The following is an 18,367-nucleotide window of genomic DNA, read 5'->3' on the forward strand; positions in this document are numbered from 1 at the left end:
AAAGAAAAGTATCCAAAAGACAAATCCGCCGGGAGCGGATTTGGACGCCATTCTTCTCCGTTCCACTAGCAATGTTGCCTGTCTCGTTTTTTGTGTACGGCCATCGGTTTGGTGCAGCTAAGGTGGCCGCGGACTTCTTGAAATCGTGGTCTGCCCGCTTGCCGCAACTCATCAGTCGGCACTGGACAGCTTGTGCGAGACTTTGTTGGACTTGTTGGACTTGTTGGACTTGTTGGACTTGTTGGACTTGTTGGCGTTGGCCGAGATTCGGCCTAACGCTATCCAGTCGTCGCGGTCCCAAGCCGTTACCCTGCTGGAAATCAGACGCCATGTTGAACGGCGACTGGCCGATCCGGCGCTGAATGCAAGCGGCATTGCCCAAGCCGTCGGACCGTCGCCGCACTATATCAATGCCCTGTTCGAACAAGAACAGCAATCTCTGATGCGCTATGTTCTGCAGCGAGGCTTGGAGCGTTGCCATCAAGCGATCGCGCAACGGCAAACGGCGGGATTGACGATTTCGCGGATTGCCTTTCGTGGGAGCTTTAACGACTTGGCGCATTTCAGCCGGGTATTTAAAAAGCAATATGGCGTGTCGCTAAGCGCATTGAAATTAGCGGAGTAGACTTAGAACCAGATTGTTCTGGTGCAAACGTCTGTTCGATGAGGCCTCTTTGAATTGCAGGGGAGGGCAGTAAAACCCAGGTCATTGCCCGCCGACCATCTGTGCCAATCTGACCAAGGCCTGATTGACCCGTTCGTCCCAATCCACCGCGCAATTCAGGCGGATGAAATTGCGGTATTTTTGCGTCGCCGAGAACATTGGACCGGGCGCGATGCTGATGCCTCGCTCCAATGCTCGCCGGCTCAACGCCGTCGCATCGACCGTTTCCGGCAGTTCAACCCAGATCACGAAGCCGCCCTCCGGCTGGGTCACGCGGGTGCCGAGCGGAAAATAAGCGCCGATGGCCGCCGTCATTCTGTCCACCGCTTGCCGGTATTGGTTGCGCGCTTGACGCAGATGCCGTTCGTAGCCGCCCTTGGCCAGCATTTCCGCGACCGTTAATTGCGCGTGAGTCGGGGTCGCCAGATTGCCGACGTATTTCAGGTACTCGGTTTGCTCCAGGTACGGTCCCGCCACCAGCCAACCCACCCGTAAACCGGGGCACAGCGATTTGGAAAACGACGAGCAATACAACACCCGGCCTTCGCTGTCCCAGCTTTTCGCCATAGCCGGCCGTTGCGGGCCGAAACCCAAGTCGCCGTATATATCGTCTTCGATCAGCGCGATTTTATGGCGGTTGACCAACTCTACCAGCGCGCGTTTGCGTTCGTCGCTCATGCAGTAGCCCAAGGGGTTGCTGTAATTGGGGACCGCGATACACGCCTTGATCGGCCATTGCTCGCAGGCCAGTTGCAGTGCGTCCAGTGCGATGCCGTCGCGGGGATGGGTCGGAATTTCGATCGCGCGTAGCGACAACGATTCGATGACTTGCAACAGTCCGTAAAAGGTCGGCGACTCGACGGCGACGATGTCTCCCGGCTTGGTAACCGCCCGCAAGGCTAGCGTCATTGCTTCCTGGCAGCCGTTGGTGATCAGGATGTTGTCGGGATCGACCGGGCAGCCCTGTTCCGACATGCGCCTGGCAATTTGCCGGCGTAATTCCGGTTCACCCGGTGGGAACTCGTAATTGGCAATGCGCTGACTGTAACGGCGGGCGACACTGGCCGACAGCTGGGCCATTTTTTGTGTCGGTAAAAACGCCGCCGCCGGCACCGCCGCGCCCAATTGCACGATCTTCGGATCGTTGGTGGCCTTGACTAGACGCAATACCCATTCCTGACCCGTCACCAGCGTTGGTTCGCGCGGCGGTGCCGACATCGTTGGTTCATGCAGCGAACTGCGTGGGCGCGGTTTGACGTAATAGCCAGAACGCTGCCTGGCTTCGAGATGGCCCTGATCCTCCAGCAAACGCAAGGCGCTGACCGCCGTCGCGGTGCTGACTTGGTGCTGCCGGCTAAGCTGGCGTACGCTGGGCAGGCGTTCCCCTGGCCGGTACAGATTCTGGGCGATGGCGTTATATAAATGTTCGGCGAGGTTTTCGTAACGAAGATTCATGGCGGCGGGCAATACAGTTTCGGCGCTTGGCAACCGATACAATTCAATTGTGGTTAAAATTGTATCGATATAATTAACAGAGTTTGCATCTGTATCGATTGCCGGATCATAGCCTAAAGTAGCGCCTCCAACCAACTCATTAGAACAGCTCAGGAGGATACGATGGTCAAGCAATCGGTAACTTGGTTGAACGGCCAACTGCTACCCACAGAACAGGCGACAGTTCCGGTCAACGACCACGGTTTGTTATACGGCGACGGCGTGTTCGAAGGCATACGCTTTTACAAGCGCCGTGCCTTCCGTCTGCAACGGCACTTTCAGCGGCTACAGCTGTCGGCGCGGGCGATTGCGCTGGCAATACCACTCTCCACCGAAGAGTTGACGGCCGTCATTGAACGACTGATCGAAGCGTTTGCCGACGATGACGGCTATATCCGCCTGATGGTGACGCGCGGCGCCGGACCGCTGGGCTTGAATCCCAATAGCTGTTCACAGCCCAATGTCATCGCCATCGCCGACCAGTTGACGATGATTGCAATCGATGAACGGCAGGCCGGGGCAAGGCTAATCGTGTCCTCGGTACGCCGCTTGCCGGCCGACGGCCTCGATCCGCGCATAAAAAGCCTGAATTATTTGAACCACATTCTGGCCAAAATCGAAGCCAACCATGCCGGCGCCGACGAAGCGATACTACTCAACGGCCAAGGCCGGGTCGCGGAGGGCACCGCCGACAACATCTTCATCGTCCGCGACGGCCGCTTGCTGACGCCGCCGTGCAGCGAAGGCGCGCTGGAAGGCATCACCCGAGAATTGGTGTTAAAGTTGGCGCAAGACAATGGTATCGAAACCAGGGAGCAGCCATTGGGCGTGTACGACCTCTACGCCGCCGACGAATGTTTCTTGACCGGCACCGGTGCGGAACTGATTCCGGTCGCCAGTATCGACTGCCGATCATTGCCAAATTGCCCCGGCCCGGTATTCCAACGCTTGCAACAGGCTTTTGGGCGGACCATAGACCAAGAGTGCGGAGTGGTCTTATGAATTTATTGGAAAATTTGCAGTTGCAGGCGCGATACAGCCAGTGGGTCAATTAGCGGCTGTACGGCGCTTGCGCATCCTTGCCGGACGCCGAACGCAAATAGGTATGCGCAATGCGGCCGACGCCGGCAAGCTCGTAGAGCTGGGTAAAAGCGCGCTTAAAGCGTTGGGGGTAATGTGAGAACGACGACGCCTAACCGGACAACGATTGGGATGCCGGTAAATTTGCCGCGACGATTGTCGATGCGCCGTATCTTTTAGCACCTGGAGACTTACCATGATTGAACAATCAACTCTAAAAGACGCCGAACGCGTCGTTCGCGTGCTGATGGCGATCATTCTGCTCACTGCCGGCACCAGCAAGTTTTTCAGCCACGGCGGTTTTTTCGAATACTACGCGGGGTTGTTTCAAGGCGACCTTCGTATTCGGCTTCCCGCATGGCTGGTGAATGCTTATCTGCAGGCCATACCGTTCATCGAAATCGGACTCGGCTGCGTACTTCTCAGCAATCGCCATAAAGTGCTTGCCGTTTACGGCTGGTTTGCCTTCATGCTTAGCCTGCTCATCGGTCACTACATCTTGCAAGAATGGTCTTCCGTCAATCAGATGCTCGACTATTTCTTTCTAGGATTGCTTTGCCTGGTATTGCCCAACCATCAATCGTGGCTTAGACGGGACATTGCATGATTGACCGGCGGATCCGGACGCCAGGGTGTTTGCTCAAAGTGTACAGCGTGAATTTTAGACGACTGACGCGTGTTGTCGCGGTCCTGCTTTTGCTTTCCGGCGCTGTGTTGACTGGCTACTATGCCAGCGAAATCCGTGTTGCGCGTAGCGAGACGCCCAAAATTCTAGCCCTAGCCTGGCAAACCCACGGCAAACGGATCAGCTTACGGGATCTGCCGCTCCAACGTTTGCAATGGCTCCTGGCGATAGAGGATCCGGCCTTTTTCGAACACCATGGGGTGGACCTCTACACACCGGGTGCGGGCATGACGACGATCAGCCAGGGCTTGGTCAAGCTGTTATATTTTCCAGACGGATTTCAGAAGGGTATCGCCAAGATTCGCCAAACCTTGATAGCCCGGTACGCATTCGATACGCTGGTGTCGAAAGAAGAACAACTGGCGTTGCTGCTGAATACCGCATACCTGGGGCAAGTGAACGGTGCTGCGATTTATGGTTTTTCCGCCGCCGCCGAAACCTATTTTCACCGGAATTTTGCCGCCCTTTCGGATGGAGAATTCAAGTCGTTGGTAGCCATGCTTGCCGCTCCGGACCGGTTCGTTCCCGGTTCTTCCGCGCTGCTTGAGCGCACCGCACGAATCAACGCATACCTGTCGGGCGCGTACCAACCGGCGAGCGTTCTGGATACAGAGTACGACGGTAAGACTAAAGGCTCGCTCGGAGAAGAGAGCTTTATGGCTATGCTACGGCTCATCACTGACGCAAAACCGCAGATTCAAGCCAATTCAGCGGTCGGACACAGCCAACCCGTAATTCCGTCAGGCCCGTCACATTAAGTCAGGCTCGGTGAGTCACATTTGAAATGGTCTAATAATCCCGGACGCTTCTAAAGGCAGAATTCATACTACTTAAAAAGGTGGCCATAAGTAATGACAAAAACGCCGGATTCAGGCGTTTATGCGACTGGCTTAACTGAAGGAGCCAGGGTTTATCACTAGCGCTAGAATAATCAGCTCACAAAGATTGTCTTTAATTGGTTTTATTGGTTACTGTTTATGTTTGACCAGTCTAAGCTAAAACGGGTTAGATATTTCCGAAGTCGGTCAGCATCGTTGGTGCTGCGTCGTTGGGTGCGGGAGACACCGAACAGCCGTCGGCCCGCTTCAGATAGATTGGTGCATTCGCGACAGACTTCAATGACGGATTGCAATTGCAAGCGATCGAACAAATCCAGTTCATCGAGTTGTTCCTGGGTCAAAATACCGGTTAGAAGCGTTGACTGAGTTAATTCCTGATGTCCCCAGAGCATAAGAAGGCGCTGGGTTTCTTGATCAACTAAGTCTTCGGCGATTCGGCCGCCCTCGGCTAGAGTAGCCAGCCGCAATATTGACGCCCCTAAATCCCGAAAATTACCCTGCCATTTCGCTACGGAGGAAGTGGCAAACCTTAAATACTTTGCTCGAGCTTGTTTGTTAAAACTGATTTTTCGACCTAGCTCGATGGATTGTTGGGTAAGAAAATAGTCGATGTTGGGTTCAATATCTTCCGGTCTTTGCGCGAGCGGCGGCAATTGGTAGCACCACAAATTAATCCGCGCGTAGAGATCTTCGCGAAACCGTCCCGCCATGACATCTTTTTGCAGATCGCGGTGAGTGCCGGCGATTAATTGAAAGTCGCTCGTGACCAGTTTATCGCTACCGACGGGATAAAACGTTTTTTCCTCGATGGCCTTGAGTAGCATGGCTTGCTCGTCGAGTCCCAGCTCGCCAATTTCATCCAGAAAAAGCAGGCCTGAATGCGCGCTTCGTAAAAGTCCGCCTCGGTCTTGCTGGGCGCCCGTGAAGGCACCTTTGACGTGGCCAAACAGCGCCGACGCCGCGCCGTCGCCGCGAAGAGTTGCGCAATTGACTTCTACAAATGAGCCGGATATTTGATGGCGGGCTATTTTCAGCTCATACACCCGTTTTGCCAAAAACGATTTGCCTGCGCCGGTGGCACCCATCAACAGCAAGGGAGCTTTGGAGCGTACCGCGACATGTTCGATTTCGACGATGATCCGATTAAATGCTTCGTTACGGGTGGCAATACCGGATTTCAGTAGATTGATCGCATTGGATTGTTCGCGCGCAAAGCGCTGAGCGATGGCGTCGTATTGGCTTAAATCCAGGTCAATCAAGGTGTAACTGCCTGGTTCCCCTGCTCTTTGATTTCGCGGGGGAGAGGTTTGTAACAAGAGGCCAGGGAAGTATCCGGTTTCAACCAGCAAAAACAGACAGATCTGCACGACATGTGTGCCGGTGGTGATGTGTATCCAATATTCCTCGTTTTCGGTATCGAAGGGATAGCGTTGCGCAAAATCAAATAAGGTGGCATACACCTCGCCGAAATCCCATGGGTTACTGATGTTGATCTCGGTCAAAGTGACTTCCGTTTCGGGTGATACCGAGGATATGTCTTCCTGTAACTGAACCGCCAATGACTGGTATTTCTGGTCATGCAGTAAGGCCATCCGATGAACAAGCAGTTCTTCATGCTGGGTCAAGGAAACGGTGGGCCGCCATTTTTCCCAGCGCGAAACACTTTTGCCCGCATCCAATTGCGTGCCAACGAAGCCAATCACTACCTTTCGTTTCATGATAATAAATTATAAAGTCTGAGATTAGCATATAAATATTCGATTATAGCAGGGTGGCGGCAACAGTCTGATGGTCGAAGAGAAAATGAAAAATAATTAATTAATACAGTATCTTGAAAATAATCTGCTTTGATTTGTTTCACTTGGCACATCTTCCGCTGTACTGGTGTCAAGTTAATCAATACCAGCAGGTGATTCAGATGGCGAATTCACAAATATTTCAAAGCATTCGTGGTTGCATGCTACCTCATGCCAATAGCTTTAACGAACAGGCCGCACCTGCTTACGAGTTTAATGAAAGACATCTTTTAGCCCAATATGCGGTAACCGGATGCTTGAACGCTACGTTTTATGCCGATGCCGTTTCGCAACTGGAAACCCTGTTGGAAGCCTGCCAAAACGTGGAGCCGCGCTTTATCGCTAAGACAGCGGTGTATTGCCGAGAAAGAGGTTACATGAAAGATACGCCGGCATTGTTAACGGCAATCTTGACCTTACGCGGCCCTGAATATTTGCCAACGGTGTTCGCTCGGGTGATCGGCAACGGCAAGATGCTACGCAACGTAGTGCAGATACTGCGCAGCGGAGCTATCGGCCGTAAATCCTTGGGTACCAGGCCAAAAAAGTTGATCCAAAATTGGTTGAATACGACCTCGGAACAGCAGTTGTTGAATGCCGCCATCGGTACGCAACCGTCTTTGGCGGATGTAATAAAAATGGTGCATCCGAAACCGAATGAGGTTTGGCGCGAGGCATTCTTTGCCTGGGTGATTGGTAAGCCTTACGACCTGGAGAACCTGCCGCCGCTGACCAAGGCCTATGAAATGTATAAACGCGATACATCGCAAGCCGTGCCGGAGGTGCCGTTTCAATTGTTGACCGCATTGCCGCTGGATACCGCGCAATGGACGCGCATCGCGCTCAATGCCGGCTGGCAGATGTTACGGATGAATTTGAATACCTTTGCCCGCCATGGCGTGTTCGCCGATAGTCAGGTGGTTGCCGCCCTGGCGGAAAAGTTGCGTAATCCGCAGGCGATTGCCAAAGCCAAGGTGTTTCCGTATCAGTTGCTGGCGGCTTACAAAGCCTCGGCTCAAGGCATACCGCCGGAGTTGCGCGAGGCCTTGCAGGATGCGATGGAAATTGCGTTAGCGAATGTACCGGATATGGCCGGCAAGGTGGTGGTGTGCCCCGACGTATCGGGCTCCATGAGTTCGCCGGTTACTGGCGGTCGAGGTTCAGCAACCACTGCGGTGCGTTGTATCAATGTTGTTGCCTTAATGGCAGCCGCATTACTACGGAAAAATCCGCAGACGCTAGTGCTGCCGTTTGAAAACGACGTAGTCAATGTGGACTTGAATCCGCGTGATACCGTGATGACCAATGCGCAGAAATTGGCGGCCATTGGTGGCGGCGGTACCAATTGCAGCGCACCGCTGCGTCGCTTGAACCGAAATAAAGCCACTGCCGATTTGGTGATATTGGTTTCGGATAACGAGTCCTGGCTGGATGCCAAGCGCCACGGTGCTACGGCAATGATGGACGAGTGGGCATTGTTTAAAAAACGTAATCCTAAAGCCAAATTGGTTTGCGTGGATATCCAGCCTAACCGCACGACTCAAGCGGCGGAACGCCAGGATATTTTGAATGTGGGTGGTTTTTCTGATGCGGTATTCAGTGTGATCGCAGCCTTTGCGGCGGATCAGTTGCAACCCGAACACTGGGTGGGCGTGATAGAAGAAACCGTTTTATAACAGAATAAGTGAAGTGCTCGCGAATGCCGTTGTGATTACATCGACTTCCAATCGCTCCAAGATCACAGCAAATCTTGTCGTGGCGCTTCACGCCTTTTTTAAAGTTTAGTGCGAATGCGGGTTAGGACTACATTGGTGATCGTTTTACGATCGGGTTCGACTCCCGGATACCGGGCAACCGGTATCGGTCTTACTAAAACTTGTCGCACTTTTTTATTCACGATTATGGCGAATGCCGGTGTCATTACATGTCATTCAATGGTCGCAGGTTTGAATCCTGCCCCCTCCGAGTATTGGAAGGGTAGCTCAGTCCGGTAGAGCTTTGAAAATATGACGCCTATCTTTGTCGCCAACTTTTTTACGCTGAATGCGGGTGTGATTACAAGGTAGAAGCGGCGGGAAGTTTCCGCAGTTCCAGGTTCGAGTCCTGGCCGGCACTGCCGGTAGCTGAATAAATCATCACACCACCACTGGTCAGCGGTTTTTTAGTTTCACGCGAATGCCGTTAAAGACTACATCGTGTCGCCGGTTCGAATCCGGCCTTGGCTTTTGCAGCTAGTAGCTCAGCAGGTAGAGCAGATGTCTTGACACCTTTTGTCGCGTGACTTTACACACAAGAAGAATTCTTATGACGATTGAAAATTACCAAGTTTTGCAAACCGGCACGGCCAAGCCTATCAAAATGTGGACCAAAGGCGTACCGGTCGAAGACGATGCCAAGGCGCAATTACAAAATATCGCCCAACTGCCCTTCATTTATAAACATGTGGCGGTGATGCCGGATGTGCATTTAGGGAAAGGCTCAACCATTGGCAGCGTGATTCCGACCTTGGGCGCCATTATTCCGGCTGCCGTGGGAGTCGATATCGGTTGCGGCATGATCGCCGCCCGGACCAGTTTAACGGCCAACGATCTGCCGGATAATCTGCATGCATGGCGGACTGCAATCGAGAAGGCGGTGCCGCATGGACGGACCATCAAAGGCCGCGATAAAGGCTCTTGGGAAAATACCCCGAATAACGTCGATGCCGCCTGGGCGGAGTTATTGCCGAAATTCGAAATCCTGGTCGCCAAACATCCGCGCCTAAAGAACACCAACAACCATAAGCATCTGGGAACATTGGGTACCGGCAACCATTTCATCGAGGTTTGCCTGGATGAAAGCAATGCCGTCTGGTTTATGCTGCATTCCGGTTCACGCGGGGTAGGCAATGCCATTGGTAGCCACTTTATCGAACTGGCCAAGAAAGACATGCAGCGCTTCTACATCAATCTGCCGGATAAAGACTTGGCCTATTTCCCGGAAGGCACCGACCACTTTATCGACTATGTGCGGGCAGTAAGCTGGGCGCAAGATTACGCACGGAACAACCGCGCATTGATGATGCGGAACGTGGTGGCGGCGATTCGTGAAATCATGCCCAAACCGTTTGTCGCCGATGTCGAAGCGGTCAACTGCCACCATAACTACGTGACCACGGAACATCATTTCGGTCAAAACGTGTTGGTGACCCGAAAAGGCGCGGTTGCCGCCTGGCCGGGACAGATGGGCATCATTCCGGGCTCGATGGGGGCGAAATCCTTCATCGTCCGCGGCAAAGGTGAAGCGCAAGCGTTTTGCTCATGCAGCCACGGCGCCGGGAGGACCATGTCGCGAACCGAAGCGAAACGGCGTTTTACCGTCAATGATCAGATCCAGGCGACGCAGGGCGTTGAATGCCGCAAAGATGCCGAGGTGATCGATGAAATCCCGATGGCCTATAAAGACATCGATGCAGTGATGAACGCGCAAGCGGATTTGGTGGAAATCGTGCATACCTTGAAACAGGTGGTATGCGTGAAAGGCTAATCAACAAGTTCCGGCATAGGGCTATGCCGGAAAGGGAATTGCATGACAAACAACATAATCGAATTGGATGGCTCTCAAGGCGAGGGCGGCGGCCAGATATTGCGTAGCGCCTTAAGCTTGGCTATGTGCATGGGGACTCCAATCCACATCAAAAACATTCGGGCGAAACGGAAAAAACCGGGCTTGATGCGGCAGCATCTGACCGCCGTACAAGCGGCAACGGAGATTTCCGGCGCAACGGTCGAGGGTGCGTTTGCGGGTTCGACCGAACTGAAATTTGCGCCGAGCGCAATCCAGGGCGGCGACTACCGCTTTAGCATCGGCACCGCCGGCAGTTGCACGCTGGTATTACAAACGATTTTGCCGGCTCTGCTGATGGCAAGCCGCGATAGCCGCATTACGCTCAGCGGCGGTACCCATAACTCGATGAGCCCGCCGTTTCATTTTTTGGAAAGAGCCTTTGTGCCGTTGTTGGCGCGGATGGGCGCCAAAGTGGAATTGCAGTTAAATCGCTTCGGTTTTTACCCGGCGGGCGGCGGCGAAATTACCATGCAGATAAAAGCCGGCAATGCACTTACACCTTTGCATTTAGAATCGCGCGGCCAACGCGTTAAAGCTTACGCGGAAAGCTTTTTCGCCGGATTGCCCGCCCATATCGCCGAGCGCGAATTGGCCGTGGTCAAAAAGCGCATGGCTTGGGGCGACGATCAATTGATTATGCGGGGGCTGAATCGTGACCAGGGACCGGGCAATGTCTTGTTGATTTCCCTGGAGTACGAACAGGTGACCGAGGTGTTTAGCGGTTTCGGCGAAAAAGGCGTATCGGCAGAAAGCGTTGCCAATGGAGCGGTGAAAGCCGCGCACGACTATTTGTCCGGTGAAGCAGCGGTGAGCAGTTATTTGGCCGATCAGCTGTTATTACCGATGGTGTTGGCCGGCGGCGGCACCTATACCGCCACCGATTGGAGTCTGCATGCGGAGACCAATGCCGACATCATCCAGCGATTTTTGACGGTTGATATTCAAACAGAAAAAACGACAAGTGGGGATGTGCGGGTAACGTTGACGGCCAAGCGTTAGCCGAATTTACCGTGCCGACTATATTTATTGATTTTATGCTCGTTATCTAAGAATGAAAAACAACAACGCAGAAAAGGTGAGAACATGAACATTAGATTGAAAAAATACTTGCTTGTCGGCTTTTTAGTACTGTTGTTTGGCGCTACGAATCCTGTTGCAGCGGTTACAGAAACTCAAATGGCGTTGACGACGGAAGCGACTAATGATGCCATTGTTAACCTTGAAGCGGCATTGAAAGCCGTGACGGAGAATAAGCTGGATGAGGCACAAAATTATATTGATGCCACGCGGAGCTCTGCCAGCGACATCTTAGGAAGGTGTTCGGTTGAAGCAAAAAAAGAACGCGGTTCCAATGCACTTAATAATGCGCGTCGTCAAATTAAGAACGGTGATTCAGTAGCTGCTGAGGCTTCTTTAAAAGAAGCGATTAAAATTTTTAAATCTTTACTAATGTCCGTTAATAAGACCGAGCAATCCAGTTTGTTTAAGTGATTCAAACCACATCGTATCGAGGTGCCAATGATAGGCGGGAGCCGGCCGTTATCCGACCTTCGGGTTCACTATCCAATTTCAATAGTTAGGACATCCTATGAGCCAGTCGGCTGTCCGGTATTCGGCGAGCAAGTTGACATTTTCGCTGCTTCTCCCCGGTCAACCAGAGATATTCAATGATTTCATCTTAAATCCAGAAAACTGAAGTTCAACGCCCCAAGTCACAGTTGGAAAATAATCAATTCCTGCCAGTGCTGGCTTTCGGCCACGGTGATCAATCGCGCCTACACTGTTGCAGTGATTGCCTCTGGCCAATCTGTCTATTCCCGGTGCGCGAAGGCGGGGTTTCCGGCTTTCGACTTAACGCCCGGTTGGGATCCCTTGTAGCTTCCCTGTTCGAAAAACCGCCCGGTCCTCGGGCTACCTGGTACTTTTCGGCTGCCGCTCGCTTGAACATTACTCTCCGGGCCAAGTAAGCGGCGGCTTTCGCTGTCCATATGAAATAGCCTTATTGTGGGTAATTTATTATCTTTACCTATGTTCGTCTTCCTTCTTTGATCAGAATCTCAAACCAGCTTTTTTGAAATGATGTTGTCACCAGTGTGACTGCGCGATCTCTTGATGTACGGTTGTCGTGTAGATGTTGGACATTCTCTCCGAATGGACGAACGCCGACTCCGATTCGATTAATAGCGCGCTGACCGGGGCAGGGAACATCAACAAGCCATTTAATTGGTGGAACCAGATCAATGTGGAAGTTACCTAGACGTTGTAAAAAATGCCAGGCGTTTGTCGCGCCTAGAACTAATATGTTCGACCAGAGAGGCGGCCTAAAATAGCTAAAGGGAATACGGATTCACGTTAACGATGGAGACTTGTAGATGATCACTCTGGAAAGAATCGAAGCTCTTGCACCGGACCAAGCTTCCTTGGCAGCGGCCTGCAAATTGATCGACGGCAAGCACTGGCCGCTGAGCGCTATCGCCGCCGACAAAAGTTTCATCTGGGGTGAATGTCATGGTTCGGGATCAGTGCCTTACCGGGCCTGTGTCGCGTTGGGCGATTTGGGCTACAAATGCACCTGCCCGAGCCGCAAATTCCCTTGCAAACACAGCTTGGCGTTGATGTGGCGTTACCGGCAGTATCTTAACGAATTCGGCGAAAACGAAGTTCCGTCCTGGGTGCTGGATTGGTCTTCCAAAAGACGCAGTTCCAAACAGGCCAAACAGCCCGATCAGTCGGTTAACGTTTCAGCCCCGAAAGACATCGCTTTGGTCTTGGACGACACCACCGGCGAGCAGCCAGTTAAGGACGAAGAGCGCGCCAACCAAGCCAAAGAGCGCAACCAACAGCAGCGTGAAGCAGCTATTTTGACAGGCTTGGCCGACTTCACGCTGTGGTTGGAAGACGTTTACGAACGCGGTTTGTTGGCATTTTTACAAAACTGCTCGGCGGCTTGCCGGCAGGCGGCTAAGCGCTTGGTCGACGCCAAAGCCGTCGGGCTCGCTTCTCAATTGGACGAACTGGCAACGAGTGCGATGCAAATTCCGGAAGCGCATAGGCCGCGTTTTCTGCATCAACAATTGAGCTCGCTGTACCTATTAGCCGGCGCCTATCAAAATCAAAATCGGTTGCCGGAGACTTTACGCCACGATGTCCGGCGTTTGATCGGCTGGAACCTTAGCCGCGAGCAATTGCTGGTAATGCAGGACACAGAACGCGTCAAGGGGCTTTGGCAGGTGCTCGCCGTGCGCGAATACCTGCAAAACGACGGCCTGAGGCGCGTCGAAACCTGGCTCGAACTTGCCGAAGCCAACGCCGGTCGCTTCGCGGTATTGATCGACTACCATCACATCTCGGCCGGTACCGTTGCTCCGCCTTTTCAAGGCGGCGAGGTTTTGGACGGCAGTGTCGTTTATTTTCCGTCGGCCACGCCGCTTAGAGGCGTTTTGGTGGATTACCGCCGAACCGATATACCGGTGGCTACGGTCAGCGACGTCAGTTTGGCCGACGCATTGGCAAGCCGCCTGGCAATGCGTAGCCAAAATCCCTGGTTACCGAATTGGCCGTTGGCGGTCGCCAACCCTAAAGTTCTCGCAGACGAAAATGGCCAATTCTGGCTGAGCGATCACGGCACCGCCGTACCGATTAAGCACCCGGATCGGGCGGCGCTACTCGCCTTGGCCGGCTTGCCGATAACGCGGGCGACATTGACTTGGGGCGGCTGGCGGGCGGATTTGCTGTCCGCGGACACCGCCTACGGCTTTTGGAGCGTCGCATGAGGACTGCCGATTTCGATTTGCACGATGCGGCTGGCATAGAAGCCGCATTAGCGCTGGGTTTGAAAAAAAACAAATTACCGGATTCCGGCTTAACGACAATGCCGCCGCTTGCGGCCATTGCGTTGGCGGCCGAACGTAGCGTCTATGCCGACGCCAACGTGAAGCGCGATTTGCCGCTGCCCGAACTGCAGCCGCCGCAAGACGCCGGCACCTTGCTGCCGGACCCGCTTAGGCGCACTTTACTGCGTATCGCCGGCCGGCCGCCGGCAAACAACCCGGCTTGGGAAGCCTATTGTCGGGCGATAGACCGGCATTTGGCCGGGCAACGGCTACCGCCTGCACCCCTTCGATTTGCTGCATTTGGAAAAGTATTTGTCCGTAACCGCCATAAAGCCGGGCACTTACGCCTACTGGTACCGGCAGCAATTGTCGCTGCAGCTGCCTTCGACGTCGGACGAAAATATCGATTGGGACAACTGGCAACAATTCGGCAAAGCCGAACAACAAGCTTTTTTGCAGCAACAACGCGCAGTTGACCCACAAACCGCTCGCCTGGCCTTGGAAAAAGACTTTGCCGAAGCGCCCGCAGCCTTGCGGCAAATGTACGTCGAAACGCTGGCCATCGGCCTCAATCCGGCCGACCAAGCCTTTCTGGAAAGCCTGGACAAAGACCGTTCCGGCAAAGTCGTAGAAATTGCCCAACGCTTGTTGGCGCGCTTTCCGGATTCCGAAGCGGCTAAGCAAAACCGGGAAAACTTGGCCGAACGCTTGGAGACGCAGTTTTTAACTCGGAAAATCGGGCTGGCCAAGCAAAAAGGCAAGAAAGCCTCGGAAAGCTTGGAAGAATTGTCGGCATTGACCGAATTCATGCCCGTCACCGACATTGCGGCCGTTTTGAAACTGGCGCCAGCCGATCTGCCGCGCAAGATCGATCAGGAATTGGCCTTACCCTTCGCCCGTTCGGCCGCCTTGGCTCAAGACTATCCGCTGGTATTTGCATTGTTGCAAAAGGAAGACGAAAAAATGTTGCTTAGCCGCTTGCAGCTTATCTTGACGTGGTTCGAGCCGGCACCGCTTTCGGACAAACTGCAACTGGCCGAAACCGCCGCGGCCTGGCTGGCAGGCGCCGACAATCTGAATACGCTGCAACTCTTGGCACTGGCCGAATGGCTGGCACAGCCCCTGACGGAAAAGGCCGGCAAAACCTTGCTGAGCGGCAAAGCCTTCAAAAATGCGCGTTCGCAAAGCGGCGGAGAAAATCCGTATCAGGCCGGTAGCGCAATGGAAGCGCTGGCCGCCTGTGCGCTGTTGCTACCAAAATCACTGCACGAGGCGTATTTAAACCAGGTGCAGGGTATTGCCTTCCGGGGCGGGGCGAATCCGTTGGATTATTTGGCGTTTGTCGATAGTTTGAAATAGCGGTAGGCATGCATTCTATGGTCGATTCACTCCCCGGTCCTGACGGCTTGTTTTGTGCAAACAGTGGTTGTAATTCAGCGTGGCTGGCACAGGCAGTGTTGCGTAATTCAGCCGCAAAACCGCCAGCAATTCCGATACGATTGCACCGAAAGAGAATGAGGGCTTTTGGAAGTGGCGAATTGTAACAGTCGACCCCAATAAGTCATTCTACATCAGCATGGACATCCGTCTGGTCTGGTGCCTTACGCCGTTATTCAGAACGAATTGGCCGTAGAAAATTCTTCAGGTGGACTAAGAGGTTAGCGTATGGCAAAATTCAGAGCGATTTAAAGCAATCCTCCTCGTACACCTTGAGAACAGCATGGCACCAAATTGGAATGCGGACTCCTTAGTGAATATCCGTTCTAAGAATGTTGACCAATACAAGCGCAACTTCTTACACCAAGCAGTTTGTGAGCTTCGTTTTCCGACACTAATGGAGCTTGGCGAGCCACGACCTCCGGCTGCTTTAGTAAAAGCACTGAGAAAGGAATACCCGCATCTTGAATTGGCGAACGAGGTTAGCTTGGGAATTGGGGTCAACAGCTCAAACAACACCCATACTCACATCTTTCGATCAACAAAACTTACTTGGACAGTATCTGTAAAACAGAGCTCCCTTTCAGTAGAGACTATCGCATACAGCGACTATGCGCATATGAGGGAAAGAGTGCTAAGGATAGTCGAGGCTGCATCCAAGATTATCGATTCAGACTTCTTCACCCGAATTGGTCTGCGTTATATTAATATAATCGACAGCGATACTAATCCAGTGCTTGGGTGGGTGAATCCTGAGCTAGTTGGCCCTCTTCTTTCAGGGAATTTCAGAGGAATTCATGAATATGCGGGGAAGCTCCAGCTTACTGCGGATGATGGCGGATGTTTGTTACAACACGGCATAGTCTTAAAACAAAAACAAGCCGCAGGAGAGACGATTCCCCAGTATTTGTTAGACATTGACGTATTCCGTAATGAAATACAACTGAGCAACACAGGGGAGGCCTTAGACGCAATGCACGCACAAGTATTTGATGTCTTCGACTGGGCACTAGGCCCCAAAGCTCGTGAACATTTATCATCCGAAAGTCACCAGAAGAGAGCTTAAGTGCCATCATGGATTTCTACGTTGACCACACGCCATATTTTAATCCGGTAGTTGCGACCAATATCGCGCCTTTTCAGCCAAGGTCGCGCGATCGAAGCACCGCTGAAATCAAAGGTCTGACAAACCAGACCGCATTTGTAACCAAGGCTGTTGATTTATTTGCCACCACAAAAGGACCACTTGCGCAGACCAAGCCGCCAATACCACAATTAGAGCCGTACTCAGAATCAACCCCTACGTTAAAAGAGTCCGTAAATTTTTATAGCTCAGCTACCGTTGTGTCGCAGCCAAGCGTAGAAATCGATCAAATCGCTAAGCAGCGCGTGAGATTGATGGCCGCCAAATATGCAAGCGGAAACACTCAATCGTCGGAGATATTGGCTCGATTGGAAATTCTCAATAGTCGTCTCTCGGAGCGCGCGCCGCTTGTATCTAAAGAGCAAGTAATAGCCTTGGAAGGCGCAAATGCCCAATTGGCTCGCATCCGTGCAGCTCGCGAAGAACGCGCGAAGCGTCTAGGAATTCCCGCTAAACTGTGACGGTTTTTCAGTACCCTAAAAGCAAACACAAGCGAAAACTTTCTCCACGGCAGTTCAAGCGCTACCAATCGTACAAGCGTTACCTGCAAACCGAGTTTTCACGTGTATGCGCGTATTGTCGCCAACCTGACAGTAGCGCGCCAAATCTCAACTTTGGTGTCGATCATTACAGGCCAAAGAGTATCCCTCGATTCGCAAACCTAGTTTGCGATTATGAGAATTTGTATTATTGCTGCGGTAACTGCAATAGTCGAAAGAACAATGATTGGCCGCTTGACGAAAAACTTGGGCCTTACGTTATAAACCCCTGTGACCATGAGATGGCCGCCCATCTTCGGTTCGATTCCAAAACAGGTAAGGTCGAGGCACGAACACCATATGGAAAACATACTGAAGAATTACTGCAATTAAATGATGATGCCTTAATTCAGTATCGGCTTGGCACATTAAGAACTGTTCGCTTATTAACTGCGGAGATTGAACAACAGGAGCTTCAACTAAAAGCGGTTGCTAAACAGCTCAAAGCGAATTTGATAACACAGGCTGAGTATGCGGCCGAAGAACAAGCTATTAGGGACGATTTGGCCTTCCTGCACCACACTTTACAGGCTCATAAAGGTGAGCTCCCCCTTCCTCCTATAAGAAAAACTCGTCTTGGCATCACCTTAATAAAATGAGACACCAACAGACCGTTGCTGTTGAAAATCCAAAGAACGCAAGGAGATAGTCATACTTTAGTGAACGTCCGCAGTATAAAGAACTCCAGCCAGTCATTAAACGCTATTTTGGGTGGATCGAACGTCTCTTGTTGGTCGACAATAGCCGGATACTAGGGAATTTCAACCTAATACGCTCAAACCGGCTACCGCAACTTCACCTCGTTATGAAATCCATTCCGACCATGAAATGCACATAGCCGATTTCATCGCCTAAGCTTATACGCCACGAGATCGATGACACAGGGATCAGACCATGACCGAAAACACTCTCCGCCAGCCCGTCGAAATCCAATTTAAAACCGAGCTGGATGCCTTGCTGGGCCACGACGAAACACTCAAGTTGCTCAAACCCGACCATTGGCTGCTGTCGCCGCAGGCCGTGGTGTTGTATTTAATTGGCGGCAAGACTCACGACGGCACGCTTATCAGTGCCAAATACATCGGCCAGCGGCGTCTGATCGAAACGGCGGTGGCAACGCTGGCGACCGACCGGGCGCTGCTGTTGTTAGGTGTGCCCGGCACGGCCAAATCTTGGGTGTCGGAGCATATCGCCGCCGCCGTTTCCGGCAATTCCCAGCAATTGATTCAATGTAAGCGATCTTTGAAGGA

The 18,367-nt window shown here is 52.6% G+C and carries 16 protein-coding genes and 1 pseudogene; 15 read left to right on the forward strand and 2 right to left on the reverse strand.

Annotated elements, in window-relative coordinates:
* Window positions 1–145: 145 nt before the first annotated feature.
* Window positions 146–625: a helix-turn-helix domain-containing protein gene (locus tag A1355_RS05345; RefSeq protein ID WP_064025753.1), complete on the forward strand. Its 480-nt coding sequence runs from the start codon at window positions 146–148 to the stop codon at window positions 623–625.
* A gap of 81 nt (window positions 626–706) precedes the next feature.
* On the opposite strand, the gene A1355_RS05350 is transcribed toward A1355_RS05345, so the two are convergent.
* A complete protein-coding gene (locus A1355_RS05350; protein ID WP_064025779.1) occupies window positions 707–2,119 on the reverse strand; it encodes a PLP-dependent aminotransferase family protein in 1,413 nt (470 codons plus the stop codon).
* A 162-nt stretch (window positions 2,120–2,281) separates the two neighbouring features.
* Here A1355_RS05350 and ilvE point away from each other — a divergent pair, with 162 nt between their 5' ends.
* The 3 genes from ilvE to A1355_RS05365 all read left to right on the forward strand — a co-directional run bounded on the left by ilvE (window position 2,282) and on the right by A1355_RS05365 (window position 4,681).
* The gene (gene ilvE, locus A1355_RS05355; RefSeq protein ID WP_064025755.1) at window positions 2,282–3,160 is read left to right on the forward strand and encodes a branched-chain-amino-acid transaminase; all 879 of its coding nucleotides are present in this window, start codon (window positions 2,282–2,284) and stop codon (window positions 3,158–3,160) included.
* Between the two features lie 274 nt (window positions 3,161–3,434).
* On the forward strand, window positions 3,435–3,845 hold the full coding sequence (locus A1355_RS05360) for a MauE/DoxX family redox-associated membrane protein (RefSeq protein ID WP_064025757.1): 411 nt from the start codon (window positions 3,435–3,437) through the stop codon (window positions 3,843–3,845).
* Window positions 3,842–4,681, forward strand: a complete 840-nt coding sequence (locus A1355_RS05365; RefSeq protein WP_064025759.1) for a transglycosylase domain-containing protein — start codon at window positions 3,842–3,844, stop codon at window positions 4,679–4,681. The genes A1355_RS05360 and A1355_RS05365 overlap by 4 nt, the downstream gene beginning before the upstream one ends.
* Before the next feature lie 203 nt (window positions 4,682–4,884).
* Here the strand turns inward: A1355_RS05365 and rtcR are convergent, their stop codons facing one another.
* Window positions 4,885–6,480 (reverse strand): RNA repair transcriptional activator RtcR, encoded by a 1,596-nt coding sequence (gene rtcR / locus A1355_RS05370; protein ID WP_197471722.1) that lies wholly within the window; start codon window positions 6,478–6,480, stop codon window positions 4,885–4,887.
* 200 nt (window positions 6,481–6,680) lie between these two features.
* Here rtcR and A1355_RS05375 point away from each other — a divergent pair, with 200 nt between their 5' ends.
* The 11 genes and pseudogenes from A1355_RS05375 to A1355_RS05420 form a co-directional block, all read left to right on the forward strand.
* Window positions 6,681–8,234, forward strand: a complete 1,554-nt coding sequence (locus tag A1355_RS05375; RefSeq protein WP_064025781.1) for a vWA domain-containing protein — start codon at window positions 6,681–6,683, stop codon at window positions 8,232–8,234.
* Between the two features lie 628 nt (window positions 8,235–8,862).
* A complete protein-coding gene (locus A1355_RS05380) occupies window positions 8,863–10,083 on the forward strand; it encodes an RtcB family protein (protein WP_064025764.1) in 1,221 nt (406 codons plus the stop codon).
* 42 nt (window positions 10,084–10,125) lie between these two features.
* Window positions 10,126–11,163 (forward strand): RNA 3'-terminal phosphate cyclase, encoded by a 1,038-nt coding sequence (rtcA, locus tag A1355_RS05385; protein WP_064025765.1) that lies wholly within the window; start codon window positions 10,126–10,128, stop codon window positions 11,161–11,163.
* 84 nt (window positions 11,164–11,247) lie between these two features.
* Complete coding sequence (locus A1355_RS05390) at window positions 11,248–11,655, forward strand: hypothetical protein (RefSeq protein ID WP_157197757.1); 408 nt, start codon at window positions 11,248–11,250, stop codon at window positions 11,653–11,655.
* A gap of 881 nt (window positions 11,656–12,536) precedes the next feature.
* Window positions 12,537–13,937: an SWIM zinc finger family protein gene (locus A1355_RS05395; protein ID WP_064025769.1), complete on the forward strand. Its 1,401-nt coding sequence runs from the start codon at window positions 12,537–12,539 to the stop codon at window positions 13,935–13,937.
* Between the two features lie 372 nt (window positions 13,938–14,309).
* Window positions 14,310–15,356: a DUF5691 domain-containing protein gene (locus A1355_RS05400; RefSeq protein ID WP_157197758.1), complete on the forward strand. Its 1,047-nt coding sequence runs from the start codon at window positions 14,310–14,312 to the stop codon at window positions 15,354–15,356.
* Between the two features lie 361 nt (window positions 15,357–15,717).
* Window positions 15,718–16,500 (forward strand): TIGR04255 family protein, encoded by a 783-nt coding sequence (locus A1355_RS05405; RefSeq protein ID WP_064025773.1) that lies wholly within the window; start codon window positions 15,718–15,720, stop codon window positions 16,498–16,500.
* A gap of 8 nt (window positions 16,501–16,508) precedes the next feature.
* On the forward strand, window positions 16,509–17,039 hold the full coding sequence (locus tag A1355_RS05410) for a hypothetical protein (protein ID WP_064025775.1): 531 nt from the start codon (window positions 16,509–16,511) through the stop codon (window positions 17,037–17,039).
* Window positions 17,036–17,290: pseudogene (locus tag A1355_RS26570) on the forward strand (hypothetical protein); the annotation flags it as partial. The gene A1355_RS05410 and the pseudogene A1355_RS26570, both read left to right, overlap by 4 nt.
* 69 nt (window positions 17,291–17,359) lie before the next feature.
* Window positions 17,360–17,716: a hypothetical protein gene (locus A1355_RS05415; protein WP_064025777.1), complete on the forward strand. Its 357-nt coding sequence runs from the start codon at window positions 17,360–17,362 to the stop codon at window positions 17,714–17,716.
* Between the two features lie 295 nt (window positions 17,717–18,011).
* Window positions 18,012–18,367: AAA family ATPase (locus tag A1355_RS05420; protein WP_157197759.1), on the forward strand; the 356-nt coding region annotated here is incomplete at its 3' end.

It is taken from the genome of Methylomonas koyamae, assembly GCF_001644025.1.
Lineage (GTDB): Bacteria > Pseudomonadota > Gammaproteobacteria > Methylococcales > Methylomonadaceae > Methylomonas > Methylomonas koyamae_A.